Here is a 26,475-nt window from a genome sequence, read left to right as displayed (position 1 = left end):
GTAGTTTTTTGTGTTGAAATTAAAATTTTTTGTGTTTCAAAATTAAATAAGATATGAGATGATATGAAAACACAGATTTATTATAAGGTTTTTAAGAGTAATAAAATTATAAAATGTTACCTTAGTAGATGTAAAAAAATAGCGTTTTTACTTACAAATAAAGAACTAATAAATCAACAACAAAATATTTACTTATCATGAAAAAACTTATCAATAAAGTAGAAGATGTAATTACCGAACAAATGGAAGGTATGGCAGCTGCACATGCAAATATTCAAATAAATTTAGAGCCCAAATATGTTTGGCGTACTAAAGAAACTAAAAAAGGAAAAGTTGCTATTATTTCAGGAGGAGGTAGTGGTCATGAACCTATGCATGCTGGCTTTGTAGGTGTTGGTATGTTAGATGCAGCTTGCCCAGGAGAAGTTTTTACGTCGCCTACGCCAGATCAAATGTACGAATGTGCTAAAAAAGTAGAAAATGGTGGTGGTGTGTTATTTCTTGTGAAAAATTATACAGGAGATGTTATGAATTTTGAAATGGCTGCAGAAATGCTAAATGGAGAAGGAATTAAAACACAAAATATTTTAATTGATGATGATGTAGCGGTAAAAGATAGTCTTTATACAGCAGGAAGACGTGGTGTTGGTACAACAGTAATTATGGAAAAGATTGTTGGTGCTGCTGCAGAAGCAGGTTATAATTTAGAACAATGTGCAGAGTTAGCTAAAAAAGTAAACTCAAGAGGACGATCTATGGGGATGGCACTTACTTCTTGTATTGTACCAGCTGCAGGAAAACCAAATTTTGATATCGCAGAAGATGAAATAGAAATAGGAGTTGGTATCCACGGAGAACCAGGTAGAAGAAGAATACCAATTACAACAGCTGATGAGATTACAACAATTTTAACAGAAGCAATTTTTGAAGATAAAGATTACTCTAGATTATTAAGAGGTTGGAATTTTACAACAAATGATTGGGAAGATAAGGAACTTGTAAGTAAAGCTTTTGCTTCAGGAGATAAAATGATAGCTTTAGTAAATGGGTTAGGAGGTACACCTTTATCTGAACTGTATTGTGTTTACCGTAAACTAGATGAAATTTGTAAAGCAAAAAATGTAGAACTGTCTAGGAACCTTGTTGGTTCTTACATTACAGCATTAGATATGCAAGGATGTTCTATTACACTTGTACGTGCAGACGAAGAAATACTTAAGTTTTGGGATGCAGCTGTAGATACACCAGCATTACATTGGGCTTAAAAACATTTTAGAAATAATATTGACAAATTAATAGCAGAATGGAAACAATAAAACTAACACAACTAATCACTTGGTTAGAGAAAACTGCAGCATATATGCAGGAAAATAAAACATATTTAACAGAACTAGACTCTGCAATTGGAGATGCCGATCATGGTTTTAATATGGAGAGAGGATTTCAGAAAGTTATAGGGAAAATAGAAGAATTAAAGCAGAGTAAAGATGCTTCTGTATTACTAAAAAATACAGGAATGACTTTAATCTCGAGTATTGGAGGAGCATCAGGTCCACTTTATGGAACTTTTTTCTTACAGGCTAGTATGGTGTTAAAGGATAAAAATGAATTAACGTTAGAAGATTTAAAGTCTAGCTTCGAAAATGGTTTAAAAGGAATAAAGTCTAGAGGTAGAGCAGCTACAGGAGAAAAAACGATGATAGATGTTTTAGAACCTGTGGTAACAACTTTAATAACATCAGCAGAACAGAATTTAACGATTAATGATGCACTAACAAATATGTTGGCGGCTGCAGAAAAAGGGATGAAATCAACAATTGATATGCTTGCCACTAAAGGACGCGCTAGTTATTTAGGAGAGCGTAGTGTAGGGCATCAAGATCCTGGAGCAACCTCAAGCTATTTTATTGTTAAAGCATTAAAGGAAAGCATCAATTAAAGTTTCTAAAAACAAATATGGTAAGTATTGTTATTGTATCACATAGTAAAAAATTAGCAGAAGGTGTTAAAGAATTAGCCGAACAAATGTCTCAAAATAAGGTTAAGATTGCTGCTGCTGGTGGTCTTGATGACGAATCTAGTCCTATAGGAACAGATGCTTTTAAAATTATGGAAGCGATTGAACTTGTAGATTCTGAAGATGGTATTCTTGTTTTAATGGATATTGGTAGCGCCGTAATGAATGCCGAGTTGGCAACAGAAATGCTTCCAGAAGAAATTATGAAAAGAGTACTGCTTTGTGAAGCTCCTTTAGTTGAAGGTGCTATTGCTGCAGCAGCACAATCTATGGTTGGTGCTAATTTAGAAGCTGTGGTTAAAGAAGCTAGGAGAGGTCTCCAGGGAAAGCAAAGCTTAATAGGTCCTCAGGAAGTAGAAACGGAATTAGAGACACCAATACTTACTAATGGTAAAGAAATTAGCATAACGGTCCCAAATAAACTGGGGCTTCATGCTAGACCAGCGGTTAGACTTGTAGAAATCACCAATAAGTTTAATAATGAGGTAAGCGTAAGTGTTAATAATAAACCATTTGTTTCTGCAACGAGCATTAGTCAAGTAGGGACACTTGGCGCGAAAAAAGGAGATATTCTTGTTTTTAAAGTTAAAGGAGATGAGTTTTTAGAGTTTGAAAAAGCATTAAAACAATTTGAATTTGACAATTTTGGAGATACAAAAGAAGATGTTTTTAAGAAGGAAGAAACTAAAAAAACTTTAAAAGTTAGTGCTTCTAATGACGATTGCATTCAAGGAATTTCTGCTTCTAAGGGAGTTGCTATAGGTAAAGCAAAAGTGTTTTTAAATACATCTATTTCTGTAGATGAAGAGATTGTAGAAAATAGCTTAGATGAGATTAGTAAATTTCAAAAGGCTATAAAAAATATAATTTCGGAAACGGAAGCTATAAAGGAGAAAACTTTACGTTTACATGGTAAAGAGAATGCTGAAATTTTCAATTTTCATTTGTTATTATTAAATGATAATGAAAAATTAAAAGAAGTAGAAAAATTAATAACAGAGAATCATTTTAGTGCATCTTATGCTTGGTTTAAAGTCTTTACCAATTTAGAAGATATGTATAAAAACATGTCGGATCAATATCTAAGAGAGCGTGCTTCCGATATTGTAGAGATAAGGAATAAAGTAATTGCTGAAATTTCGGGTTCTCAGGAAATGGAAATTACGCTCAGTGAACCTTCCATATTAGTTGTAAATGAAATCGGACCAGCGCAAACCTTAAGTTTAGATATTGATAACGTGCTAGGTATAATTTCTCAAAAAGGAGGAGAAACATCACATGCTACTATTTTGGCAAGATCATTAGGTATACCATCTATAACAGGTTTAGAAAATAGAATAGATGGTATTAATAATGGAGATATTATTGGAGTTGATGGCACTAATGGAATCATTTATTTAGAAAAAAATCATCCTGAAAAAATTAAAGCACTACGAGAAGAGAAGAAGGTTGAGGAAGATCTATTTAAAGAAAGTTTATCAAAAGCTAAGCTTCCTGCATTAAGTAGTGATGGTATAGAATTTCAAATTTTAGCAAATATAAGTAGTCCAAAAGAAGCAGAAAAAGCATTTGCTAATGGTGCAGATGGTATAGGATTATATAGAACTGAGTTTCTATATATGAATAGAGAAATACCACCAAAAGAGGAGGAGCAATATGAGATTTATAAGCAGGTTTGCGAGAATATGCAAGGGTTGCCTATAACCATTAGAACTTTAGATGTTGGAGGAGACAAACCTATTCCGTATTTAGGTATTCCAGAAGAAACAAATCCATTTCTTGGTTTAAGAGGTATTCGTTACTGTCTAAAAAATAAAGTTATTTTTAAAGCACAACTTAGAGCTTTATATAGAATATCAGCAGATTATAACATACGTGTTATGTTTCCAATGGTTGGTATGTTAGAAGAAGTTATTGAGGCTAAAGAAATACTAGCAGAAGTTAGAAAAGAATTAGACGCAGAGCATATTGCTTACTCTAAAGAAATGAAAATAGGTATAATGGTTGAGGTTCCTTCGGTAATTTTTATTTTACCTCAGTTAGCTAAACACCTAGATTTTTTAAGCATTGGTACCAATGACTTAACGCAATACCTTTTAGCAATGGATAGAGAGAGTACTTTTTTATCCAAACACTACAGTGCTTTACATCCAGCAGTCTTAAATGCATTATTAAAAATAATAGCTACAGCAAATAAAGAACAAATAGATGTTAGTTTATGTGGTGAGTTAGCTAGTAATCCTAAAGCTACAGCTTTATTAAGTGCATTAGGTTTACGTAAATTTAGTGTGTCAGGTCCTGTAATTCCAAGGGTTAAAGAAGCTATAAGAGTTATGGATGTTTCAAATAATAATAAAATATTTAAGGATATTATAGCTTGTAATACTTTAAACGAAGTAGAAAAGATGATCCATATATAATTTGTGAGGATTTAAAATAGTCAAATAGAATATAATTGACTTGTTAGAGGATTAACTTTTAAGTTTTACAACTAATTTAAATAAGAAATTGAATGATTTTTTTGCTGTTTACTTTGTGTAGATATTAAAATTAGTATGACTGTTTTAGATATTTAAAAATTAGAACAACCTTTTTTATCTATAATTCCCAAAAAAATGTTTCACATCATATAAAAATAATTTTAATGACGTTTAATTATTTTTATATGATGTGATTTTTTGAGAAACAATAAGCTTCTAAGATAAGTTCTCTAAGGCCTTAATAATTTCATCAGGTTCAGAGCGTGTTCTGTAATCTACATTAACATAGCTCCATTTTACTATTCCGTCACTTCCTAATATAAAAGTTGCCGGAATCGGTAATATAGTATCATTTCCGTTATTGATCTTTTTTAAATCAAGATTACGATCTACTCGCATATGTTCCATTAAAAATTCTGGAACTTCCCAAGCAACACCATATTGAGAGGCTACTTTAGCATTTTGGTCAGATAATACAATAAACTCCATTTTACTTATTTCATCATTTGTCAATGTGCCATCTGGTGTTTCTGGGCTAATAGCAACCAATGTGGCTCCTAATGCTTTAATTTTACTTAGTTTTGCTTGAAGTGCTCTAAGTTGTAAGTTACAATATGGACACCAGCTACCACGATAAAATGTAACAACAACTGGGCCTTTGTCAATAAGATTAGATAATGAAATTAAATTTCCTTGAGGATTGGGAAGCTTGAAATCAGTAGCTTTTTCTCCGATTTTAATGGCGTTTTTGCCTTGTTGAAATTCTTTTGCTTTAGTAATAATATCATCAACACCTTTCATGAAGTTAGGATTGTTTTTTCTTCCCATTTCAATTTTAGCATCAGTTTGTTCTCTTAGTTTTTTCATTCTTTTCCTTTAGTTATGTTGTGTCTTAAAGTTTTTAGTTAAGCTTTATTTTTAATAAAGAATAGCCTGATTAAATCAAAAAAAAACAATAGCAGTCTAAGCTTATAATAAGCTAGACTACCATTGTTCTCTGTAGATATATCCTTTAATTTATTCAGTTATAGGAAATCCACGATCTCTCATTAAAGCTTCAATATTAGCATCACGTCCTCTAAATTTTCTGTAAGCTTCAGCAGGATCCATAGCATTACGTGGAGCAAATAAATATTTCAATAATTTATCTGCAACGGCTTTATCATAAAATCCACCTTCTGCTTCTTTAAATGCTTCAGCAGCATCACTTGTTAAAACATCTGCCCACATATAACCGTAATATGCAGTAGCATAACCTTCACCAGAAAATACATGTCCAAATTGTGGTGTTCTATGACGCATTGGCAATTCTTTAGGCATTCCTAATTCGTCTAAAGTTTCGCGCTCAAAAGTATCAATGTCAATATTTGATGGATCTGCTAAGTGTAATTTCATATCCATTAATGCAGAAGCTAAATATTCTGTAGTTCCAAATCCTTGATTAAAAGTTGAAGCTTTCTTTATTTTTTCAACTAAAGAAGCCGGAATCGGTTCGCCTGTTTTGTAATGCACTAAATATTTGTTAATTACTTTATCTGTAGATAACCAGCGTTCTAATAATTGCGATTGGAATTCTGTATAATCTCTAACACCACCGTTTAAAGTTGGATATTTTACATCTGCAGAAAAGAAATGTAAGGCATGGCCAAACTCATGGAAAAATGTAGTAGCATCATCCCAAGATACTAAAACAGCTTCTCCTGGTGCAGGTTTTACAAAGTTAGAATTGTTAGAGGCTAAAACATTTTTTTCGCCTTCAAACGAATCTGAACTTCTGTAGGTCGTTGCCCAAGCTCCAGAACGTTTACCTTGACGTGCATAAGGGTCTAAATACCATAAGCCAATATGTTTACCCGATTCTTTATTGGTAACTTCCCAAACCTTTACATCTTCATTAAATACAGGAACAGAACCTTCTGCAACAGGTGTAAATTTGTAATCAAACAATTCGCCTGCAACAAAAAACATGGCTTCTCTTAATTTATCTAATTGTAAGTATTGTTTCACTTCATCGCTGTCTAAATCATATTTCTTTTTACGTACTTTTTCAGCATAATATCTGTAATCCCATGGTTCTATAGTAATATTGTCACCAAGTTCATTAGCTACGGTTTGCATATCTACAACTTCTTCTTTTACGCGTGCAGTTGCAGCTGGCCAAACAGCCATCATTAAATCCATAGCATTTTCTGGTGTTTTTGCCATTCTGTCTTGTAAACGCCATTCTGCATAATTAGCGTACCCCATTAAGCCTACGCGCTCTTTACGTAATCTTAATATTTTTGCGATGATATCGTTATTATCAAACTCGTCACCGTTATCACCTCTAGAATAGTAGTTTTCCCAAACTTTTTGTCTTAATTGGCGTTCGGTAGAATAGGTAAGGAACGGATCCATTGAAGACCTTGTGTTTGTAATGGCATATTTTCCTTCTTGACCTTTATCTGTAGCTATTTTTGCAGCAGATTTTATAAAACCATCAGCTAAACCTACTAATTGATCTTGGCTTAAATAAGTGATGTAGTTTTCTTCGTCGTGTAAAATATTATTTGCAAAATCCGTATAAAGTGATGATAGCTCTTTGTTTATTTCGGCGTAGCGTTTTTTCTTTTCAGCATCAAGATTGGCGCCATTCATTTCAAAACGTTTATAAGTTAAATCTACGACACGCTGTGCTTGCGGCTCTAAAGGTGTTTTTTGAGAGTCTTCATAAACCGTTTTTATACGTTGAAATAGTTTTTCGTTTTGCGAAATCTGAGATCTAAAGTCAGATAATTTTGGTGCTAACTCTACTTGTATTGCTCTAAATTCTGGAGATGAAACATTTCCTCCCATAATACCGTAATAAGTACTAACTCTATCTAGGGCTTTACCTGCACTTTCCATAGCAGCAATAGTGTTTTCAAAAGTTGCAGCTTCTGTGTTGTTGGCAATAGCATCAATTTCTGCTAGATTAAGCTTCATAGCTTCTTCCATTGCAGGTTTTATAGCTTCTACAGAAATTTTATCAAAAGCAGGAACGCCATCAAAAGGTCCCGTCCATTCTTGGATAAGTACATTATTGCTCATAGCTTTTTCAGTTGTTTTAGGATTACTATCTTCTTTGCAGCTTGCTAAAAGAATCATACTGCAAATAATAGTAGATGTAATGGATTTATTTATCATGGGTAATCATTTTGGTTTATTGAATAGAGGTTGAATTATATCAAGGAAACAAGATACTGAAATTACAGAAGATGTTTCTGAATTTTTGATAATTTATGTGTATTGTTAGTTAATCAATTCTACTTTTCTAATATAAACATTACTCAAAGGCCAATCGCCTTCATCTGTTTTTACATTAGCAATTTTATCTACAACGTCCATACCCGAAGTAACTTCACCAAAAACAGTATAATCTCCGTCTAAATAGTTTGCACCTCCCTCGCGTTGAATAATAAAAAACTGAAAAGGTGAGGCTAATTTGTAGGCATTTTCAATTTCACTACTTGGCATAGATATCGCACCTCTTTTGTGTGTGTAACCTCTCTTGGTGTCCGGTGGTAACAAGTAATGTCCTATTTTTTTTCGTCTTTTAGCAATATTATAATCATCACTACTACCGCCTTGAATTACAAAGTTTTTTACCACTCTGTAAAATTGGGTGTTGTTAAAATAATTGCGTTTAGTGAGGTAAACAAAATTAGCTCTGTGAAATTTGGTTTTATTGTATAATTGAATTTCAATAATGCCAAAATCGGTAGTGATTCTAACTTTATCTTCAGGATTTTCTTTTTCATATTCTAAAAAGAATTCCATAGCATTGTTATCAGTAAGCACTGGGAATTCTGGCTCTGTTTTTAATTTTGGTTTACTTTTAATTTTAGAAATGATAGAATCTTTTGCAATGGACGTGTTTTTATCTTTTGAAGTTTGTTTATCTTCACAACTCATAAGTAATAAACCAATGCCGATAACCATCGGGAATAATAATTGAAATTTCATAAATGCTATTTAGTCGATTTTTAGAATCTGTAGTAAAAATAAAACATCTTGAGCTTCTTGGCGAAGAGTCTCATGCTAAAATGTCTCCACCTTACCGGTTAGAATTGGCAGATAAAATGAGAGAAAAGTCAGAAACAACTAGGAGAGCAGGTGTTATGGCATTGTTTTATCCTAAAACGAACGACGAAACTTATCTGGTTCTTATTCTTCGTAAAACTTATAAAGGCGTTCATTCTGGGCAAGTTGGGTTTCCTGGCGGGAAATATGAAGATGAAGATGAAAATGACTTAAAGGAAACGGCTATACGAGAAACGGAAGAGGAAGTTGGAGTTTCTCGTACACACATTAATGTTTTAAAAGCGATGTCTCCTATATATGTACCACCGAGTAATTTTATGGTTTATCCTTTTGTGGGGATTTCTGAAGAATATTTAATTTTTACAAAACAAGACGAAGAAGTAGAAGCTGTGATTGAAGTGAAGTTGAGTGATTTTTTAAGTGAAAGTAATACGTTAACTACATTGGTGCCAACATCTCTAGGTGTTAGAGTCGATGTGCCTGCGTTTAAATTTAACGGTCATATTGTTTGGGGGGCAACAGCAATGATGCTTGGTGAGATTAAAGACTTGTTAAAAATCGCCCTATAATTTAACATTATGTTTACATTTGTGATTAAGATAAACTAGAATTATTATTATGGGATTATTTAAAAGAAATCCTTTTGGACATATACTTTGGGTTAAAAAATGGTTAATTAGAATCTTGGGTGCTTTAACGCATCGTCGTTTTAGAGGTTTTAATGAACTACAAATTGAAGGCTCTGAGATTATTAAAGATTTACCAGAAACGAATGTTTTGTTCATTTCTAATCATCAAACTTATTTTGCAGATGTAATCTCTATGTTTCATGTATTCAACGCAAGTTTGAGTAATCGTGAAGATTCTATTAAAAACATCGGTTATTTATGGAACCCGAAGCTTAATATATATTATGTAGCGGCTAAGGAGACTATGAGATCAGGACTTTTACCTAAAATTTTGGCTTATGTAGGCTCTATTAGTATTGAGCGTACTTGGAGATCACAAGGTAAAGATGTTAATAGACAGGTGAAAATGAGCGATATTTCTAGTATCGGAAAAGCGCTAAATGATGGTTGGGTTATTACATTTCCACAAGGAACAACAACTCCTTTTAAACCTATTAGAAAAGGAACTGCGCATATTATAAAACGTTATAAACCTGTAGTTGTACCAATAGTAATTGATGGTTTTAGACGTTCTTTTGATAAGAAAGGACTTAGAATTAAAAAGAAAAATATCTTTCAGTCTTTTGAAATTAAACAACCGTTAGAAATAGATTACGAAAATGAATCTATTGATAGTATTGTAGAAAAAATAGAATATGCTATTGAACAACATCCTTCATTCTTAAAAGTTATTCCACAAGATATCCTTGAAGAAAATGAACGTTTAAATAGAGAATTACGTGATATGTAATTAAAAAGATTAAGTTTTAATTTACACAAAAAAAGTCAGCAATTTAATTGCTGACTTTTTTGTTTTGATACATAGTGTTATTTTTAAACTTCTAGCTTCTTTAGTTCTTTATAATTTCTGTTTAAACGCTTAATTAAAATTCCATATATTAATTTGTAAAACAACCATATAACAGTTAAGAAAACAGCAGTAAAAATTATTACTATTAAAAGCATTATGGCTAATTGGGCAGAAGAAGCTGTACTTATTTGTTTAGAAAGTTCAGGATGTTCGCTTATGGAGAAAGAAAGCGAAATAGGAATACTTATTAGCGCTAATAACAGGTTATAAATCACATAGTATTTGATTATTTTTCTCGTTTTTAAAATGCTTTCCATTAATTTTTTAGCATTATCTGTTACAGAGATTGCTTTGTGTGCTTTCCATAAAAGATAGATAAATAAAATAATAACAGAATAACTTATTATGTTTAGCCCAATATAAACCCAACTATGACTCATTTCTTCAAGTTGCCCTTTCAAGCTATCTGAAAGTACAAATGGGAGAAAGTTTATCAATATCCAAAAGACCAATTCTGCCATACTAATGTAAAATAATGTTTTTACAATGGTAGACGATTTTTTGTGGCTCATTTTATAGATATCACTATCTGAAAATGACTTATATTGATTGTCGGATTTTTTCCAATCCTTTTTTAATAATTCTAATTCATCCATAATGTTACGGATTTAGTATGGTTCTTAATTTCTTTTTTACGCGATTCATCTTCACTCTTGCATTAACTTCCGTTATACCTAATGTTGCGCTTATTTCTCTGTAGTCTTTGTCTTCTAAATACAAGAAAACTAATGCCTTTTCAATATCATTTAATTGATGTACTGCTTGATACAAGAGTTTTAATTGTTGCTCTTCTGTATCATCATATTCTTCAGCCTTTATTTTGAACTCTACAGCATCAAATTCTTGTGTGTTAATACGTCTTTTCGATTTCCTGTATAACGTAATTGCTGTATTTAATCCCACACGATACATCCATGTACTAAACTTTGCCTCACCTCTAAATTTAGGATAAGCACGCCATAATTGTATGGTAATTTCTTGAAACAAATCGTTATGAGCATCTGCATTGTTAGTGTATAAACGACACACTTTATGTACAATGTTTTGATGCTTTTGCAATTGTTCTACAAAACTATGTTCTAGTTCTTTGTTCAATTATTGAAATGGTTGGTTAACTTATTAGTAGTAAGAGTAACAGTTTTGTTACAAAAATATTTAATTATTATGCTAGGAGAATTTAGAGATTTACTTTTTATATTAAATTTAACTTCTAAATATTGGTGTTATAATTACCCTTTTGTGAATTTAGAGACATAAATATTATTAAATTTTTAAAAATATCCATAAAAATAAGCATCATTGTTTTTTTTACAGATTTTATGATTTTTTGTTAAATTATTAGGTGCTTTTCTGATGTGATAAGTTGTATTTTTGGGGTATAATTTCAATACTTATTTAATGAATATTCCTCAGTCTAACCTACCGAGAATCGTCATAATAGGCGGTGGCTTTGCAGGTGTGAATCTAGTAAAAACATTAGCGAATAAAAATGTTCAAGTTGTGCTTATAGACAGGCATAATTATCACACATTTCAACCTTTATTGTATCAGGTCTCTAGTTCTGGTTTAGAACCAGGGTCTATTGCTTATCCCTTGAGGAAGATAATTAAAAAGCACGATACTACTTTTTTTCGTTTAGCAGAAGTTGAACAAATTTTACCCGAAAGTAATGAGGTTATTACTTCAATAGGAAATTTATCTTACGATTTTCTGGTGGTTGCTACTGGGACAAAAACAAATTATTTTGGTAATAAAGCTATTGAAACCAATAGCATGCCAATGAAATCTGTTCCGCAAGCACTAGATATAAGAAGTCTTATTTTAGAGAATTTTGAAAATGCAGCCATTGCAAAAACTAAAGAAGAACGTGAAGCTTTTTTAAATTTTGTTATCGTAGGTGCTGGACCAACAGGAGCAGAGCTTGCGGGAGCAATTGCTGAATTAAAGAATAATATATTACCTAGAGATTATCACGATTTAAACCCTGATGATATGCACATTCATTTACTTGAAGGAGCAAGCCGTGTTTTGCCTCCAATGAGTGAGCATGCCTCTAAAAAAGCATCAAAATTTTTAAATAAATTAGGGGTTAAAGTACATTGTAATACTTTTGTTAAGCATTATGATGGAAAAACGGTAACAACGAATTCTGATTTGGTATTAGAGTCAGAAACTTTAATTTGGGCAGCCGGAGTTACAGGAGCGCCAGTTCAGGGATTAAAAGCAGATGTTATTTTAGAAAGGCTTAACCGCTATAGTGTAAATCAATTTAATCAAATAGAAGGTTATACTAATATTTTTGCTCTTGGTGATATCGCTTTAATGACTACGGATGCTTATCCAAAAGGACATCCACAAGTTGCTCAACCAGCTATTCAGCAAGGAAAGTTATTAGGTAAAAACTTGTTGAGGTTATTAGAAAATAAACCCATGAAACCTTTTGTTTATAGAGACAAAGGTTCAATGGCAACTATTGGTAGAAATAAAGCTGTTGTAGATTTAAAACACTACAGATTTGGTGGTTTCTTTGCGTGGTTTATTTGGATGTTTGTACATTTAATGTCACTAGTAGGTTTTAGAAACCGTATTATGGTACTCTTCAGTTGGACATATAGTTATATTAACTTTGATAAAGCTGCAAGACTTATTATTAGACCTTATAAGAAGTAGTTTTATTTAAAAACATAAACCAGTAAAACAAATAGTTTTACTGATTATAAATTAGAGTGAAGCCGTTATTAAATAATATTAATAACGGCTTTGGTTTTAATATACTTTAGTGAATTAAATATTGATTTCAAAATAGGTATTGGTATCATCAATTCATTTCGTCATCGATAATTAACAGTTCAGTAAAATAGAATTCATGTTGGCTTAAATATGATTCATGTTTGCATTATCAATTAATTCTGAGTTTAATTCAGGATTTATAATCAATCAAAACATGAACAAGTTAATCACTATATTTATTTTACTTCTAGCAGCTTTAGGGAACTCGCAAACTACAGTTTCAGGAAAAGTATTAAATACTAAAAATGAACCTATTATTGGGGCTAATGTTTATTTAGACGGGACCTATGATGGGGCAACGACAGATGAGGAAGGTACTTTTATATTTTCAACCGATATAAAGGGGACACAAACCTTAGTTATTTCATATTTATCATTTGAAACCAAAAGAATGATTAATGACGTATCAAAATTAAAAAACCTTCACATTAAACTAAGAGAAGATATGGAAGCTTTAGATGTGGTGCATATTAATGCAGGTACGTTTGAAGCGAATGATAATAGTAAGGTTTCTGTGCTAAAACCATTAGATGTGGTTACTACGGCAAGTGCATTGGGCGATTTTGTAGGAGCTTTACAAACCTTGCCAGGTACGTCTAATGTCTCTGAAGATGGACGTTTGTTTGTGAGAGGGGGGAATGCAGAGGAAACGCAGATATTTATAGATGGCGTTCGTGTATTTACACCTTATTCTCCATCAGCGAGCAATACACCAACACGAGGTCGTTATTCCCCTTTTTTGTTTGATGGTATTACGTTTTCTACAGGAGGTTATTCTTCCGAATATGGACAAGCTTTATCTAGTGTTTTGCTTTTAAATACGATAGATGAACCTAGCCAGGAAAAAACAGATATAGGGATTATGAGCCTAGGTGCTAGCTTGGGGAATACTCAAAAACGGAAAAAATCGTCTTTAAGTTTTAATGCTTCTTATGTGAATCTTTCTCCTTATTTATCGGTTTTTAAGGATAAAAATGATTGGAAGACTCCTTTTGTAACGACTCAAGGTGAAACTGTTTTTAGGCGAAAATTAAATAATGGAATGCTAAAGTTTTATGCTGCATTTGATGCGACTAAATTTGAATTAAATCAAGCAGATATTAATTATGATGACGGTATTAATTTTAAATTGAACAATAATAATTTCTACTTAAACACTTCATATAAAGGGGTTTTAGGAAGTGGTTGGAGTGTGCTTTCTGGAATGAGTTATACTTATGCGAAGGATAAAATAGGAATTGAGTCTCAGAAGATCCAAGACACCGAAAACTCAGCACATTTAAAGCTGAAATTAAAAAAACGTTTCAGTAGTCAGTTAAAATTAAGTTTTGGTGCCGAGCAATTTGTAACAGATTTTAAGGAGAACTTTGTAGAAGACGCTTTAAATGAAACTTATGGCTTCAATAATAATATTATAGCCGGTTTTGTTGAAGCAGATGTGGTGTTTTCTAAAAACCTAGCTTTAAAAGTTGGATGGCGTGCAGATTACAGTTCAATATTTAAAACAACAGATATAGCGCCAAGAGCAGCAATTGCATATAAGAGTTCAGAAAATGAGCAGTTTTCTTTAGCTTATGGTAACTTTTATCAGAACCCAAACAGTTCAATTTTAAAATTTGAACAAGATTTAAAAGCACAAAAAACAGCACACTATATTTTTAATTATCAATACATTAATAACGGAAAAATATTTAGAGCTGAAGCGTATAGGAAAGATTACAATCATTTGGTAAAGTTTGATACCGATTTTGCAGCTTATGATAGTAATTTTAATTCATCAGGTGAAGGTTATGCACAAGGTATTGACTTATTTTGGAGAGATAATAACAGTATTAAAACTATAGATTATTGGGTTAGTTATTCATATTTAGACACAAAGCGTAATGATCAAAATTTTGAAACGTCTGTACAACCAAATTATGCTACCAATCATAATCTATCTATAGTTGGTAAATATTGGATAGATAAGTTAAGAAGTCAGGTTGGTTTATCTTATGGGTTTTCTTCTGGCAGACCTTATAATAATCCAAATACAGATCGTTTTTTTAGTGAACGTACAAAAGCATTTAATAGTCTTAGCTTAAACTGGTCTTATTTATTAGATCAGCAGAAAATTTTATACTTCTCGGTAAACAATGTTTTAGGGTTTAATAATGTAAATGGTTATCAGTATGCAGACACTCTAAATCTTGATGGTCAATTTAGTAGAAGAGCACTAACTCCGGCTTCAGATCAGTTCTTTTTTGTAGGATTTTTTTGGACGATTAGTCAGGATGGTAATGATAATCAATTAGATAATCTGTGATCTTGTAAGTGTTTGGTTTTTAGGGGAAAAATGATTTATATCATGATTTGAGATTAGTATATCTGTTACCTTTATAGTACTAAATTAAACGTCATGGAACTCAAAAAAAACCCAAAAGCCAATGTAGGTAGAAACAGCAGTTTATATTTTGCTGTTGGCTTAAATGTAATGTTGCTCTTAACATATTTAGGGCTTGAACATAAGACTTACGAAAAAGAAGAGATAAAGATTGATTTATTAATGTTAGATGATCAGTTTGATGAGGATATACCGATCACTACCATTAATATTCCACCACCACCACCTCCAAAACAGGTTGTTACTGAAGCAATAACTATAGTTGAAGATACTGAAGAAGTAGAAGAGACTGTTGTAGAGAGTACTGAAGTAGGACAAGATGATGTTATTGAAGAAGTAGCTGAAGTTGAAGATGTTGTTGTAGATGAAGTAGAAGAGGATTTAGAGGTGCCATTTGCATTGATTGAGAAAGTTCCTCAATTTCCAGGTTGTAAAGGAAATAATGCTGAATTAAAAGCCTGTTTTGAAGAAAAAATGCAAGCGCATTTACAGAAAAATTTTAGATACCCAGAAGCTGCTGCTGATTTAAATATTCAAGGTAAAGTTTATGTCTTCTTTTTAATAGATAAAACAGGGAAGGTGACTAAAATAAAATCTAGAGGACCAGATAAGCTTTTAGAAACTGAAGCGGAACGTATTATAAGTCTTTTACCAAAAATGATTCCTGGGCAACAGAGAGATATGCCTGTGAGTATGCCTTATAGTGTTCCAATTAATTTTAAGTTAATGCAGTAGCAATATACCCTAATATTATAACCTTAAAATTTTCCTTAATTGAAAACAGAATCCCTGAAAAGGGATTTTGTTTTTTAAATTATTTTAGACATAATTTGTTATAAATTTATTTAAGTAAATTTAAGTCCCTATCTTTTATGTCTCTAAACTTTGAGATAAATAAACTAATAATTTTAAGAGAAATAAATATATTCATATGGAACAAATTATAACATTTGGAGAAGTTTTAATGCGTATTTCGCCAAGAGGTAATAAAAAATTTATGCAGTCTAATATTGCTGAATTTTATTTTGGAGGTACGGAGTTAAATGTAGGTATTTCTATTGCTAATTTTGGAGGTAAAGTAAAACATATAAGTGTTGTTTCTGATGATTTTATTGGCGAAACAGCTTTATCTTATATTAGAAAGTTTGGGGTTAGCACATCTTCAATAGAGTTTTCTAAGCGGCCTTTAGGGGTTTATTTTTTAGAGGTAGGAGCTGTAATGAGACCGAGTAAAATTTCTTATAATAGATCGCATTCTTCTTTTTCAGAAATAGTCCCTTCAATGGTAGATTGGGAAAAAGCTTTAAGAAAAGGGAATTGGTTGCATTGGACAGGGATAACGCCAGCATTAAGTGAAGGTGCTTTTGCTACGTTAAAGGCGGGACTTATATTGGCTAAAGAAAAGGGGATTACTGTTTCTGCTGATCCAACTTATCGAAGTGGTTTATGGAAATACGGAAAAGATGCAAAATCATCTTTGATAGAGTTATTGCATTATTCAAATATTTTTATCGGAGGTGTTAATGAGATTAATGAAGTTTTAGGGACTAATTATAGTTATTCAAACGAAGATTTTCTTAAGGCTAGTAAGGAATTGATGGAAGCGTTTCCATCTATAGAAAAAGTATTTGATAAGATTAGAACCTCTTTAAATTCTTCATGGCATAAAATTAGAGCCAGAATGTGGAATGGAACAGAATTTAAAGAATCTGAAGATTTAGATATTACACATGTTGTAGATAGAATTGGTACTGGAGATGCTTTTGCTGCAGGTTTAATCCATGCTTTACAACAATACGATGATTTTAAGGCTATGCAATTTGCTAGTGCAGCTTGCGCATTAAAACACACTTATGAAGGTGATGTTAATTATGCAAATGCTGATGATGTGATGTCTATTTTAGAAGGTAATATCTCAGGGCGTTTTGTGCGCTAAAACATGTCATTCATTATAAATTAAAATAGTAATAGCTTGCTTGTTCTTTATATAGGCAAGCTATTTTATTTTATTGCTATTATTTAGCGTATGCACCAGATGAGTAGGTTAACTCATAACTGAGTGTGTAAATTTCGAAAACAATTCCAAAAGGATCTTCTACATAACACATTTTAAATGGTTTTTCTCCAGGATAATATTCTCAAATAGGCATACGTTGTTTTCCGCCGTAAACGACAATTTTATCAATTAATTCTTCAATGTTAGGGTCTTGTATGCTAAAGTGAAATAATCTAGTATTAAACAAACTAAATTCAGGAGCTTCTTTAAGGCCATGAGGGAAAGAGAATATCTCTACACCAACACCATCAGAAGTTGATAAATGTGCGATTTTAAATTCGTCCCAATCTTCACAAAACCCATCAATACATATAATACCAATGGTTGTTTCTTTTTCTTCTTTAATGGTAGAAGGTTCCATAATGGTGTAATACAGTTTGTTTTTTTGTTGCAAGAGTTGAATTTAAGGCTCTAAGTATATTTCATTCGATTTTCTGTATTCCGAAGGTCGTTTTCCCATAACCTTACTAAATGTGTTACTAAAGGTTGGTAAACTACTGTAGCCAACCATATTTGCTATTTCTGAAATATTATAATCCGAATTCATTAAATATTCTAAGGATTTAAATATCCGTAATTGGGTGTAGTATTTAATGAAAGACATGCCTACGTCCTTTTTAAAAAGTCTATAAAGTGATTTATCCGTCATGCTAAATTTTGAAGCAAGCTGAGGTAATAAGTGTTCTTGGTGTATTTGGTCTGTTAGGTAATTTATAATATTTGTTAAGCGACCATCCGTAGGTTGTGGTAATTCTAAATGTAGAGATTTAGAGACGGTTTGTTCTAAAAGAGCTTTAAAAGCATAAGCAATTGCATATTTGTTTTTTTGAGACTTCAGAATATCTCCCTTCCAGTTTTTAGTGAATAATAAAAGTTCCATTAATAAATTATTAATAGGGTAAATACCTTCTTTGCTATAGAATTTTGAAGAATTTGTAGGTATGGGGAAATATAGGTTTCTCATAATAACCTTTGGTGTGCTGGGGTAAATGGCATGCCTTACTCGTGAAGGAATCCACATATAGTGCCGAGCTGGTAAATAATATATTCTATTCTTTGTTTTAACGTGTACAACACCACCTTCAGTATATAAAAATTGACCTTTATCATGCCTGTGAGGTTCAATGAATGTTTCCCCCATTAAATTATGGTAACAAAATATGCTTTTAGGATTTTTATCTACCTCGGTTAAGTAATACTTTGTATTCATAATCTATAATACAGTCTTATTTGCACTAAATTAATAAAATATTGTCTTATATCAATAAATAGACATTAGATATCTTGTATAAATTGCATCTTAGTTTTGTGAAAAACATAATCAAACTAAAAATAACAATCAAATAGGTAATTTTTTACCTTAAAAATCTCTAAATATTTAATAATATGCAACGAATTAAATATCCTGATTATTTGGATAAAATACAGACTGCTGAAAAGGCTGCTTTACTAATTAAAAATCGTCACGTGTTGGGTGTTAGTGGTTTTACAAAAGCAGGAGACAGTAAAACAGTTTTACCTCAAGTTGCAAAAAGAGCGCTTCATGAAGATTTGAAAGTAACTGTGTTGAGTGGTGCTTCATTAGGGTACGATACAGATGCCGATTTAGCAAAAAATGGTGCATTGTATAAAAGATTACCGTTTCAGGCAGATCCGACGCTTAGAAAAAGTATAAACAGTCATGAGGTTCTTTATGTAGATCAGCATTTGGGACAAACAGCAGATATGCTTCAGAAAATTGACAAATTTAAAATTGATATTGCTATTATTGAAGCGGTATCTATTACTGAAGATGGTTATATTGTACCAACAACATCCGTTGGTAACTCTCCGATTTTTGCAGAAAATGCAGATCAAATTATTATAGAAATAAATACAACGTTTCCTGAGTCTCTAGCAGGAATTCATGATGTTAAGATTTTAAAAAAACAACCCAATCGAGAGGTGATTCCTATAACAGAATCAGATACAAGAATCGGAGATCCATATATTAAGATTGATCCTAAAAAAGTAGCTGCTATTGTTTATACAGAAGTTCCAGATAGTCCGGCGGTAATAGCTGATCCAGATGAAAAAACAAAAGCGATTTCTGGTCATATACTTAAATTTTTAGAAAATGAAGTAGAAGAAGGAAGGTTAACGGAATCATTATTGCCTTTACAGGCAGGTATAGGTAAAACGGCTAATGCTATTTTATCAGGGTTTACGAATAGTAAATTCAAAAATTTAACGATGTATTCTGAAGTGCTTCAGGATAGTACTTTTGAGCTTATCGATTCAGGTAAATTGCTGTTCGCATCTGCGTCTTCAATTACGGTAACTGAAGCGTGTTCTAATAAAGTGTTTAATAATTTTGAACAGTATAAAGACAAACTTCTATTAAGACCGCAAAACATTAGTAATGCAGCTGAGGTGATTAGTCGTTTAGGTATTATTGGAATTAATACAGCAATCGAAGTAGATATCTATGGAAATGTAAATTCTACACATATTGGAGGGACTAAAATGATGAATGGAATAGGAGGTTCTGGGGATTTTGCTAGAAATGGATATCTAAGCATTTTTGCTTGTCCATCAATATCAAAAGAAGGACGGATTTCTCATGTAGTTCCTATGGTGTCTCATACAGATCATACCGAGCATGATGTAGATATTTTGGTAACAGAACAAGGTTTAGCTGATTTAAGAGGTTTGGCACCTGTAGAAAGAGCACGACTTATTATTGAAAACTGTGTACATCCAGAGTATAAAGATCAAATGTTAGATTATTTTGAAGAAGCTCATAATATTGGTGGACAAACACCACATATTTTAGAAAAAGCCTTTAGTTGGCATACGCAACTTAAAACTAAAGGGACAATGAAAATAGAAATACTTGTTAATCATTAGGCTTAATTATTTAGTTTATAAATGCTACTATTTTTAATTATCTATTACCAATAGCCTGTATTTTTCAGTTTGCTTTAATGACATCAGTTTTTAATATGTGCTAACATTACTATTAAACAAGTTAAGTAATTTTAGTTGTTAATGCTAATTTTGTGGAGAACCAAAAATAAAAACTATGTCATTACTTACTATAATCTTATCCATTTTATTACCTCCGTTAGCTGTGTTCTTAAAACATGGACTAGGAACTGAATTTTTAATCAGTGTTGTCTTAACAATTATTGGTTGGTTACCAGGTGTGATTTATGCATTTTATGTAAATAGTAAATAAAAAAAAGTAAAAAAATAATGGAAAATATATTAGTTGCTGGTGCTAACGGTACCACAGGAAAACAAGTCGTTAACTTATTAAAATCATCACAGTATTTTAATCCAATTGCAATGGTGCGTAAAGAAGAGCAGCAGAAGCAATTTAAGGCTGATGGTGTAAAAACTGTCTTAGCAGATTTAACGGGTGATCTTACAGATGCTGTAAAAGGTGTAGATAAAGTAGTTTTTGCGGCAGGATCTGGCGGAAAAAATGTAATAGAAGTAGACCAAGAGGGTGCAAAGCGCTTAATGGATGCCTCAAAAGAGGCTAATATTAATCGTTTTGTAATGCTGAGTTCAATGGGAGCAGATCATCCTGAGGCTTCAGACGATTTAAGAGATTATTTAAAAGCAAAACAAAATGCTGATAAACATCTTAAGGAAAGTGGGCTTAAATATGTAATTGTAAGACCAGGAGCTTTAAATAATAATATAGGAAAAGGAGAAATAGAATTAAGTGAGAAGTTGAGTAAGCGAGGTGAAATTAGTAGAGCCGATGTCGCTAAAACTTTAGTAAGTACATTAAGTGATGATGCGCCTTATAATACAACTTTCGAGATTTTAGAGGGGGATACTATTATTGGAGAAGCCTTAAGTAGCTTGTCTAATTAAAATAGAAGACAAGAATTCTTAAGACATATAAAGATAAATTTAAATAAAAAGAGAGGCTTTTAAAGTCTCTCTTTTTTAGTATTATATAGGTTTTTATTCAATCTTTTATTTAGCTAATATAATTCCAGATATTTCTGTATTTGCTCATTTGTCTGTACGTGTTAAGAATCACTTTGTGCTCTGGTAGAGTTAAACTTGGGTCTTGCTTTAAGATGCTTTTAGCATAGTGTCTCGCTTCCTGAAGAATGTCTTTATCTTTTACAATATCTGCAATTCTTAGGTTTAAAATACCACTTTGCTGTGTCCCCATAATATCTCCCGGTCCACGTAATTTTAAATCGACTTCAGCAATTTCAAACCCATCGCTACTGCGTACCATGGTTTCTAATCTTGTTTTACTATCCTGACTTAATTTATAGCTCGTCATTAAGATGCAGTAACTTTGTTCTGCTCCACGACCAACACGACCACGTAATTGATGTAGTTGAGATAAGCCAAAGCGTTCTGAGCTCTCAATAATCATTACAGAAGCGTTAGGGACGTTAACACCAACTTCTATAACTGTTGTAGCAACCATGATTTGGGTTTCTCCTTTTACAAAGCGCTGCATTTCATAATCTTTATCGGCAGGTTTCATTTTACCATGAACAATAGAAATTTGATATTTGGGCATAGGGAATTCTCTAGAGACACTTTCATAACCATCCATTAAATCTTTATAATCCATGTTTTCGCTTTCTTGAATTAGCGGATAAACAATATAAATTTGTCTTCCTAAAGCGATTTCATCTTTCATGAATTTGAAAACTTTCAGGCGATTACTATCAAAGCGATGAACTGTTTTTATAGGTTTTCTACCTGCAGGTAATTCGTCAATAACAGAGATATCCAAGTCTCCATAAACAGACATTGCTAGGGTTCTCGGAATTGGTGTTGCAGTCATCACAAGAACATTTGGAGGAAGTGTATTTTTGCGCCACAATTTACTTCTTTGAGCGACTCCAAATCTGTGCTGTTCATCTATAATTGCAAGACCTAAATTTTTAAATTTAACCTTGTCTTCAAGTAAAGCATGCGTACCAATTAAGATCTGTAAATCGCCATTTTCAAGATTTTGGTGAATAATTTTTCTTTCTGAAGTTTTAGTTGAGCCTGTTAATAATGAAACACTGATATTTAGTGGTTTGCATAATTCACTTAATCCTTGGTAGTGTTGGGCTGACAAAATAGCAGTAGGCGCCATTAAGCAACATTGAAAACCGTTGTCAAGTCCCATGAGCATTGACATAAATGCAACAATGGTCTTCCCAGAACCTACATCACCTTGTAAAAGTCGATTCATTTGTGCATTTGAACCTAAATCGAATCTAATTTCTTTTAAAACACGCTTCTGCGCATTGGTTAAATTAAAGGGTAAATGGTCTTTGTAAAAGGTATTAAAATAAGTGCCAACTTTATCAAAAGTGAAGCCTTTAATTTTAGATTTATGGATAAGATTTTTAATAATTAATTGCAGCTGAATGTAAAATAATTCTTCAAATTTTAATCGGAATTGTGCTTTTGCTAAAAGCTCTGGAGTCTTCGGAAAATGAATATTAAAAAGTGCATCTGGTTTCGCAATTAATTTCAACTCCGACATTACAGAATCAGGTAAAGTTTCAACAAAGCGTCCGTTAGTTTCCAAAAACAATTGTTGCATAATTTTGGTCACCACACGATTTGTCACGCCTTTGTTTGAGAGTTTTTCGGTTGATGGATAAATGGCTTGCATGGCCGAGCGTAAATTACCTTCGTGCTCCGTTTGTAATTCAATTTCTGGGTGTGGCATGCTAAATTTTCCGCTAAACCAATTCGTCTTACCAAAAATAACATAGGTTTGCCCTATTTTAAGGTTTTCTCTAATCCATTTCTGACCTCTAAACCAAACGAGTTCCATTGAGCCTGTGTCGTCTCTAAAATTAGCAACAAGACGTTTGCCTCTTTTTTGTGCTACTTCTTTAAAACCTGTGATTTTTCCTATAGTTTGAACTTCGGCATTATTTCGTTGCAGTTCGTTTATCTTATAATAACGGGTACGATCAATATAACGATTGGGAAAAAGGTTAATTAAATCTTGGTAGGTTTGGATGCCTAATTCTGAGCGTAACAAATCCGCACGATTGGGACCAACGCCTTTAAGATAATCTATGGGGGTTTGTAAATTAACACTCATGACTGCGAATTTAATTAATTCCTTTGAAATCTATGATTCATCAATTTATTATTAACTGATATTTAGGAAAGAATGTATTCTATTGCTTAAATTCCAATTGGCAATATCTAAAATAATGTTATTTATTGTCTGTACTTTTTTCGAAACGGCATAAAATCTTTACATTGGTCATTATTCTTGTCGATATTTTTTATGAAGAAATTTTTTATCATCGTTTTTGTGCTTTTAGTAGCTCATGCTTTTGCACAACAAACCAGTTATGTTAATTTTATTAAAGCCAATGCTACATTAAATTTAATACCAGATTCAACTTTGGTTGAAGGTAATGTTTCTTATGAAATAAAAATTTTGAAAGCTACAGATTCTATTTTCTTAGATGCTGTAAATATGAAATTTAATACTGTTGAAATAGCTAAAAGTGATGCTGTTTTTGGTGCGCTATCATATTTAAATATTGATAATAAAATCTATTTTAACTACCCATTTAAAAAAAATGAATCTTATGTGGTTCGTTTTAACTATTCGGCAAAGCCTAAAAAAGCAATGTATTTTTTAGAGCGTGAAAATGCACCACAGGTTTGGACGCAAGGTCAAGGGAAATATACAAGTAATTGGTTTCCTAGTATAGATGATGTTAATGATAAAATTATTTTCAATTTAAGTTTAGTAGGAGATTCTGAATATAAACTTTTATCAAACGGAGCTATAACGGAGCGTATTGAATTGCCAAACGGAAGCGTTAAAACATCTTATAAGATGAAGAAGCCAATGCCAAGTTATCTATTAGCTTTGGTTTATGGTAAATACAATAAAGAAACAAAGACATCTAAAAGTGGTATTCCTTTAGAGTATTACTATTATCCTGAAGATTCTTTAAAAGTGGAGCCCACTTACCGTTATTCAAAACAAATGTTCGATTTCTTAGAAGAAGAAATAGGATTTGCTTTTCCGTGGCAGAATTACAAGCAAGTACCTGTTCATGATTTTTTATATGCAGGTATGGAAAATACAAGTCTTACGGTTTTTTCAGATGCTTACGTGGTAGATTCTATTGGTTTTAATGATAAAAACTATGTAAATATTAATGCGCACGAATTAGCACATCAATGGTTTGGAGATTTGGTTACGGCAAAATCGAGCGAGCATCATTGGTTACAAGAAGGTTTTGCCACCTATTATGCGCTTTTAGCGGAACGCGATATTTTTGGTGAAAATTATTTCAACTTTAAACTTTTAGAATCAATAATAGATCTAAGTCATCAAGAGCTTTCGGGAGAAGGAACATCTTTGTTAGATCCTAAGTCTAGTAGTTTAACCTTTTATCAGCGTGGAGCGTGGGTTTTACATGTTTTAAGAGGTGTTGTTGGTGATCGTGTTTTTAAGCAAGCGGTTATAAATTATTTAGAAAAGCATCAATTTGGAAATGTAGAAACTTCAGATTTTATTAAAGAAGTAGAACGTCTTTACGGTAAGTCATTAACCAGTTTTGTTAATTATTGGATTAAGAATAAATCCTTTCCATACGAAAAAGCATATGAGGTTTTAAGGAAGGAATCAGAATTTATTAATGAATATGCTATGGTAGATTGTGAAGCTAAAACATCTAAGTGTGCAGATTATTTAAAGTATTACGTGTCAGATGAAGCAAAAGCAAAGGTTATTAGTCAAGTTCCGGATTTAGTGACCCCAGGTACTTTTAAAAATGGTATAAAAGTGCGTCAGGCTATTTCGCAATATGTTACTAAAATTCCAGAAAATCTAAAGACGGATTACGAATCGTTACTCGATGATCAATCGTACATCACTATAGAGAAAGCCTTATATAACCTTTGGAATAATTTTCCATTAGAGCGTTCTAAATATTTGGCTAAAACACGAGGTATTTCGGGTTTTAGTGATAAGAATGTGCGTTTATTATGGATTGTTTTAAATTTAAACACGGCATATTATCAAACAGACGATAAACAAAAGTTATTTAATGAGTTGGTAGATTATACAGGAGAAGCTTATAATGTAGATTTAAGAATGAATGCATTTCAGTATTTGTATTTAATGAAATCTTGCAATGAAGAATGTGAAGCAAACTTAGAGAAAGCAAAATCACATTATAACTGGAGAATGGTTAAGTTTGCTAAAGAATTATCTAACAAGTTAGAAGAAAATAAAAAGTAATGCGAGCATTAGTAATATCTGGAGGAGGAAGTAAAGGAGCATTTGCAGGTGGTGTTGCACAATACCTTATGGAACGTGAGAAGCGTGAATATGATATGTTTTTAGGAACTTCAACAGGAAGTCTTTTGGTGCCGCATTTAGCTGTAAATGAAATCGGGAAGCTTTATGATATTTTTACTAATGTACAACAGCAAGATATTTTTAGTGTTAGTCCTTTCATTCAGCGTAAAAAAGGGGATAGAGAATATGTTTCAATAGATTTTGTAAATTCAATATGGCAGTTTATTAGAAGAAGACGAACTTTTGGAGAAAGTAAAGCATTGAAAAGACATATTAAAAAGCATGTAACTTATGAGGAGTATTTAAAGATTAGAAAAGAAAAGCACGATGTTGTGGTAACGGTTGCTAATTTATCTATGAACCGTACTGAGTATAAGTCTATACAAGAATGTACTTACGAAGAATTTTGTAATTGGATATGGATTTCTTGTAACTATGTACCATTTATGTCTCTCGCAAAAGTTGATGGTTACGAATATGCAGATGGAGGATTAGGAAGTGTAATACCTATTCGCGAAGCTATTTTAAGAGGAGCCACTGAAATTGATGCTATTGTTTTAGAGGCAGAAACTTTAGGGAAACAGAAAGTTTTGGGTAAAAACCCCTTTTCACTTATGATTAGTTTATTCGGACATCTACTGAATCAGGTAGAACGAAATGATATTATGATTGGCAAGCTTGCAGCCAGAAACAAAAATGTAAAACTTAATTTGTACTATACACCAACAAGTCTTACTGAAAACTCACTAATTTTTAGTAAAAGATTGATGGAGAGATGGTGGCATGAAGGTTATGATTATGCAGAAAGTCGTCATGAAGAGTAATTGAGGTCAT

At 32.2% G+C, this 26,475-nt stretch carries 21 protein-coding genes and 1 pseudogene; 14 read left to right on the top strand and 8 right to left on the bottom strand.

Translation table 11 applies throughout. The features are described 5' to 3' along the window. The first annotated feature begins 197 nt into the window (after positions 1-197). From dhaK to ptsP, 3 genes are read left to right on the top strand one after another with little or no spacing between them, the layout of a single operon-like run. A complete protein-coding gene (dhaK, locus tag H0I32_RS01985; protein WP_179313905.1) occupies positions 198-1,265 on the top strand; it encodes a dihydroxyacetone kinase subunit DhaK in 1,068 nt (355 codons plus the stop codon). A 38-nt stretch (positions 1,266-1,303) separates the two neighbouring features. Continuing rightward, a complete protein-coding gene (gene dhaL / locus H0I32_RS01980; RefSeq protein ID WP_179313904.1) occupies positions 1,304-1,939 on the top strand; it encodes a dihydroxyacetone kinase subunit DhaL in 636 nt (211 codons plus the stop codon). 17 nt (positions 1,940-1,956) lie between these two features. Next, positions 1,957-4,437, top strand: a complete 2,481-nt coding sequence (gene ptsP, locus H0I32_RS01975; protein ID WP_179313903.1) for a phosphoenolpyruvate--protein phosphotransferase — start codon at positions 1,957-1,959, stop codon at positions 4,435-4,437. Between the two features lie 276 nt (positions 4,438-4,713). Here the strand turns inward: ptsP and H0I32_RS01970 are convergent, their stop codons facing one another. From H0I32_RS01970 to H0I32_RS01960, 3 genes are all read right to left on the bottom strand, one after another. Further along, complete coding sequence (locus H0I32_RS01970) at positions 4,714-5,364, bottom strand: peroxiredoxin-like family protein (protein ID WP_179313902.1); 651 nt, start codon at positions 5,362-5,364, stop codon at positions 4,714-4,716. Between the two features lie 150 nt (positions 5,365-5,514). Next, complete coding sequence (locus tag H0I32_RS01965; RefSeq protein WP_179313901.1) at positions 5,515-7,662, bottom strand: M3 family metallopeptidase; 2,148 nt, start codon at positions 7,660-7,662, stop codon at positions 5,515-5,517. Between the two features lie 105 nt (positions 7,663-7,767). After that, a complete protein-coding gene (locus H0I32_RS01960) occupies positions 7,768-8,481 on the bottom strand; it encodes a peptidylprolyl isomerase (RefSeq protein ID WP_179313900.1) in 714 nt (237 codons plus the stop codon). Positions 8,482-8,483: 2 nt separating this feature from the next. Between H0I32_RS01960 and H0I32_RS01955 the strand changes: the two genes are divergently transcribed. Together H0I32_RS01955 and H0I32_RS01950 are read left to right on the top strand one after the other, a co-directional pair. Further along, a complete protein-coding gene (locus tag H0I32_RS01955; RefSeq protein ID WP_173586989.1) occupies positions 8,484-9,128 on the top strand; it encodes an NUDIX hydrolase in 645 nt (214 codons plus the stop codon). Between the two features lie 49 nt (positions 9,129-9,177). Further along, on the top strand, positions 9,178-9,978 hold the full coding sequence (locus H0I32_RS01950) for a lysophospholipid acyltransferase family protein (RefSeq protein WP_173586990.1): 801 nt from the start codon (positions 9,178-9,180) through the stop codon (positions 9,976-9,978). A gap of 83 nt (positions 9,979-10,061) precedes the next feature. On the opposite strand, the gene H0I32_RS01945 is transcribed toward H0I32_RS01950, so the two are convergent. Beyond that, entirely contained in the window at positions 10,062-10,694 is a 633-nt protein-coding gene (locus H0I32_RS01945) for a hypothetical protein (RefSeq protein WP_173586991.1), read from the bottom strand. Between the two features lie 4 nt (positions 10,695-10,698). Further along, positions 10,699-11,193 (bottom strand): RNA polymerase sigma factor, encoded by a 495-nt coding sequence (locus H0I32_RS01940; protein WP_173586992.1) that lies wholly within the window; start codon positions 11,191-11,193, stop codon positions 10,699-10,701. A 303-nt stretch (positions 11,194-11,496) separates the two neighbouring features. On the opposite strand from H0I32_RS01940, the gene H0I32_RS01935 reads away from it, so the two are divergent. The 4 genes from H0I32_RS01935 to H0I32_RS01920 all read left to right on the top strand — a co-directional run bounded on the left by H0I32_RS01935 (position 11,497) and on the right by H0I32_RS01920 (position 17,207). Next, complete coding sequence (locus H0I32_RS01935) at positions 11,497-12,768, top strand: NAD(P)/FAD-dependent oxidoreductase (RefSeq protein ID WP_173586993.1); 1,272 nt, start codon at positions 11,497-11,499, stop codon at positions 12,766-12,768. Positions 12,769-13,042: 274 nt separating this feature from the next. Further along, positions 13,043-15,193 carry a TonB-dependent receptor gene (locus tag H0I32_RS01930; RefSeq protein WP_179313899.1) on the top strand — a complete coding sequence of 717 codons (2,151 nt, stop codon included), beginning with the start codon at positions 13,043-13,045 and terminating at the stop codon, positions 15,191-15,193. A 93-nt stretch (positions 15,194-15,286) separates the two neighbouring features. Beyond that, complete coding sequence (locus H0I32_RS01925; protein ID WP_179313898.1) at positions 15,287-16,006, top strand: energy transducer TonB; 720 nt, start codon at positions 15,287-15,289, stop codon at positions 16,004-16,006. 196 nt (positions 16,007-16,202) lie between these two features. Beyond that, positions 16,203-17,207, top strand: coding sequence for a sugar kinase (locus H0I32_RS01920; RefSeq protein ID WP_179313897.1), 1,005 nt, complete (start codon positions 16,203-16,205; stop codon positions 17,205-17,207). Between the two features lie 79 nt (positions 17,208-17,286). On the opposite strand, the pseudogene H0I32_RS01915 reads toward H0I32_RS01920, so the two are convergent. Beyond that, positions 17,287-17,700, bottom strand: a pseudogene (locus tag H0I32_RS01915) (glyoxalase); the annotation flags it as partial. Positions 17,701-17,730: 30 nt separating this feature from the next. Beyond that, a complete protein-coding gene (locus H0I32_RS01910; protein ID WP_179313896.1) occupies positions 17,731-18,537 on the bottom strand; it encodes an AraC family transcriptional regulator in 807 nt (268 codons plus the stop codon). A gap of 176 nt (positions 18,538-18,713) precedes the next feature. On the opposite strand from H0I32_RS01910, the gene H0I32_RS01905 reads away from it, so the two are divergent. From H0I32_RS01905 to H0I32_RS01895, 3 genes are all read left to right on the top strand, one after another. Then, positions 18,714-20,216 carry a succinate CoA transferase gene (locus tag H0I32_RS01905; RefSeq protein WP_173586997.1) on the top strand — a complete coding sequence of 501 codons (1,503 nt, stop codon included), beginning with the start codon at positions 18,714-18,716 and terminating at the stop codon, positions 20,214-20,216. A gap of 175 nt (positions 20,217-20,391) precedes the next feature. Next, on the top strand, positions 20,392-20,547 hold the full coding sequence (locus H0I32_RS01900) for a YqaE/Pmp3 family membrane protein (RefSeq protein WP_173586998.1): 156 nt from the start codon (positions 20,392-20,394) through the stop codon (positions 20,545-20,547). A 17-nt stretch (positions 20,548-20,564) separates the two neighbouring features. Beyond that, the gene (locus H0I32_RS01895; protein WP_173586999.1) at positions 20,565-21,197 is read left to right on the top strand and encodes an SDR family oxidoreductase; all 633 of its coding nucleotides are present in this window, start codon (positions 20,565-20,567) and stop codon (positions 21,195-21,197) included. A gap of 109 nt (positions 21,198-21,306) precedes the next feature. Here H0I32_RS01895 and recG read toward each other — a convergent pair whose 3' ends face one another. After that, complete coding sequence (gene recG, locus H0I32_RS01890) at positions 21,307-23,409, bottom strand: ATP-dependent DNA helicase RecG (protein WP_179313895.1); 2,103 nt, start codon at positions 23,407-23,409, stop codon at positions 21,307-21,309. Positions 23,410-23,601: 192 nt separating this feature from the next. Here recG and H0I32_RS01885 point away from each other — a divergent pair, with 192 nt between their 5' ends. Next, positions 23,602-25,581 (top strand): M1 family metallopeptidase, encoded by a 1,980-nt coding sequence (locus H0I32_RS01885; protein WP_179313894.1) that lies wholly within the window; start codon positions 23,602-23,604, stop codon positions 25,579-25,581. Continuing rightward, positions 25,581-26,465 carry a patatin family protein gene (locus tag H0I32_RS01880; RefSeq protein WP_173587002.1) on the top strand — a complete coding sequence of 295 codons (885 nt, stop codon included), beginning with the start codon at positions 25,581-25,583 and terminating at the stop codon, positions 26,463-26,465. Before H0I32_RS01885 ends, H0I32_RS01880 begins: the two co-directional genes overlap by 1 nt. The last annotated feature ends 10 nt before the right edge of the window (positions 26,466-26,475 follow it).

The sequence above is a fragment of the Winogradskyella sp. HaHa_3_26 genome, from assembly GCF_019278425.1.
GTDB classification, from domain to species: Bacteria; Bacteroidota; Bacteroidia; order Flavobacteriales; family Flavobacteriaceae; genus Winogradskyella; species Winogradskyella undariae.
Note: the sequence above shows the minus strand (reverse complement) of the source record. Positions and strands in the feature narration are given on the sequence as shown.

Excerpts from the sequence above, each read along its gene's own strand:
- dhaK (WP_179313905.1), top strand. The coding sequence starts at position 198 with ATGAAAAAACTTATCAATAAAGTAGAAGATGTAATTACCGAACAAATG.
- dhaL (WP_179313904.1), top strand. The coding sequence starts at position 1,304 with ATGGAAACAATAAAACTAACACAACTAATCACTTGGTTAGAGAAAACT.
- ptsP (WP_179313903.1), top strand. The coding sequence starts at position 1,957 with ATGGTAAGTATTGTTATTGTATCACATAGTAAAAAATTAGCAGAAGGT.
- H0I32_RS01970 (WP_179313902.1), bottom strand. The coding sequence starts at position 5,364 with ATGAAAAAACTAAGAGAACAAACTGATGCTAAAATTGAAATGGGAAGA.
- H0I32_RS01965 (WP_179313901.1), bottom strand. The coding sequence starts at position 7,662 with ATGATAAATAAATCCATTACATCTACTATTATTTGCAGTATGATTCTT.
- H0I32_RS01960 (WP_179313900.1), bottom strand. The coding sequence starts at position 8,481 with ATGAAATTTCAATTATTATTCCCGATGGTTATCGGCATTGGTTTATTA.
- H0I32_RS01955 (WP_173586989.1), top strand. The coding sequence starts at position 8,484 with ATGCTATTTAGTCGATTTTTAGAATCTGTAGTAAAAATAAAACATCTT.
- H0I32_RS01950 (WP_173586990.1), top strand. The coding sequence starts at position 9,178 with ATGGGATTATTTAAAAGAAATCCTTTTGGACATATACTTTGGGTTAAA.
- H0I32_RS01945 (WP_173586991.1), bottom strand. The coding sequence starts at position 10,694 with ATGGATGAATTAGAATTATTAAAAAAGGATTGGAAAAAATCCGACAAT.
- H0I32_RS01935 (WP_173586993.1), top strand. The coding sequence starts at position 11,497 with ATGAATATTCCTCAGTCTAACCTACCGAGAATCGTCATAATAGGCGGT.
- H0I32_RS01930 (WP_179313899.1), top strand. The coding sequence starts at position 13,043 with ATGAACAAGTTAATCACTATATTTATTTTACTTCTAGCAGCTTTAGGG.
- H0I32_RS01925 (WP_179313898.1), top strand. The coding sequence starts at position 15,287 with ATGGAACTCAAAAAAAACCCAAAAGCCAATGTAGGTAGAAACAGCAGT.
- H0I32_RS01920 (WP_179313897.1), top strand. The coding sequence starts at position 16,203 with ATGGAACAAATTATAACATTTGGAGAAGTTTTAATGCGTATTTCGCCA.
- H0I32_RS01910 (WP_179313896.1), bottom strand. The coding sequence starts at position 18,537 with ATGAATACAAAGTATTACTTAACCGAGGTAGATAAAAATCCTAAAAGC.
- H0I32_RS01905 (WP_173586997.1), top strand. The coding sequence starts at position 18,714 with ATGCAACGAATTAAATATCCTGATTATTTGGATAAAATACAGACTGCT.
- H0I32_RS01900 (WP_173586998.1), top strand. The coding sequence starts at position 20,392 with ATGTCATTACTTACTATAATCTTATCCATTTTATTACCTCCGTTAGCT.
- H0I32_RS01895 (WP_173586999.1), top strand. The coding sequence starts at position 20,565 with ATGGAAAATATATTAGTTGCTGGTGCTAACGGTACCACAGGAAAACAA.
- recG (WP_179313895.1), bottom strand. The coding sequence starts at position 23,409 with ATGAGTGTTAATTTACAAACCCCCATAGATTATCTTAAAGGCGTTGGT.
- H0I32_RS01885 (WP_179313894.1), top strand. The coding sequence starts at position 23,602 with ATGAAGAAATTTTTTATCATCGTTTTTGTGCTTTTAGTAGCTCATGCT.
- H0I32_RS01880 (WP_173587002.1), top strand. The coding sequence starts at position 25,581 with ATGCGAGCATTAGTAATATCTGGAGGAGGAAGTAAAGGAGCATTTGCA.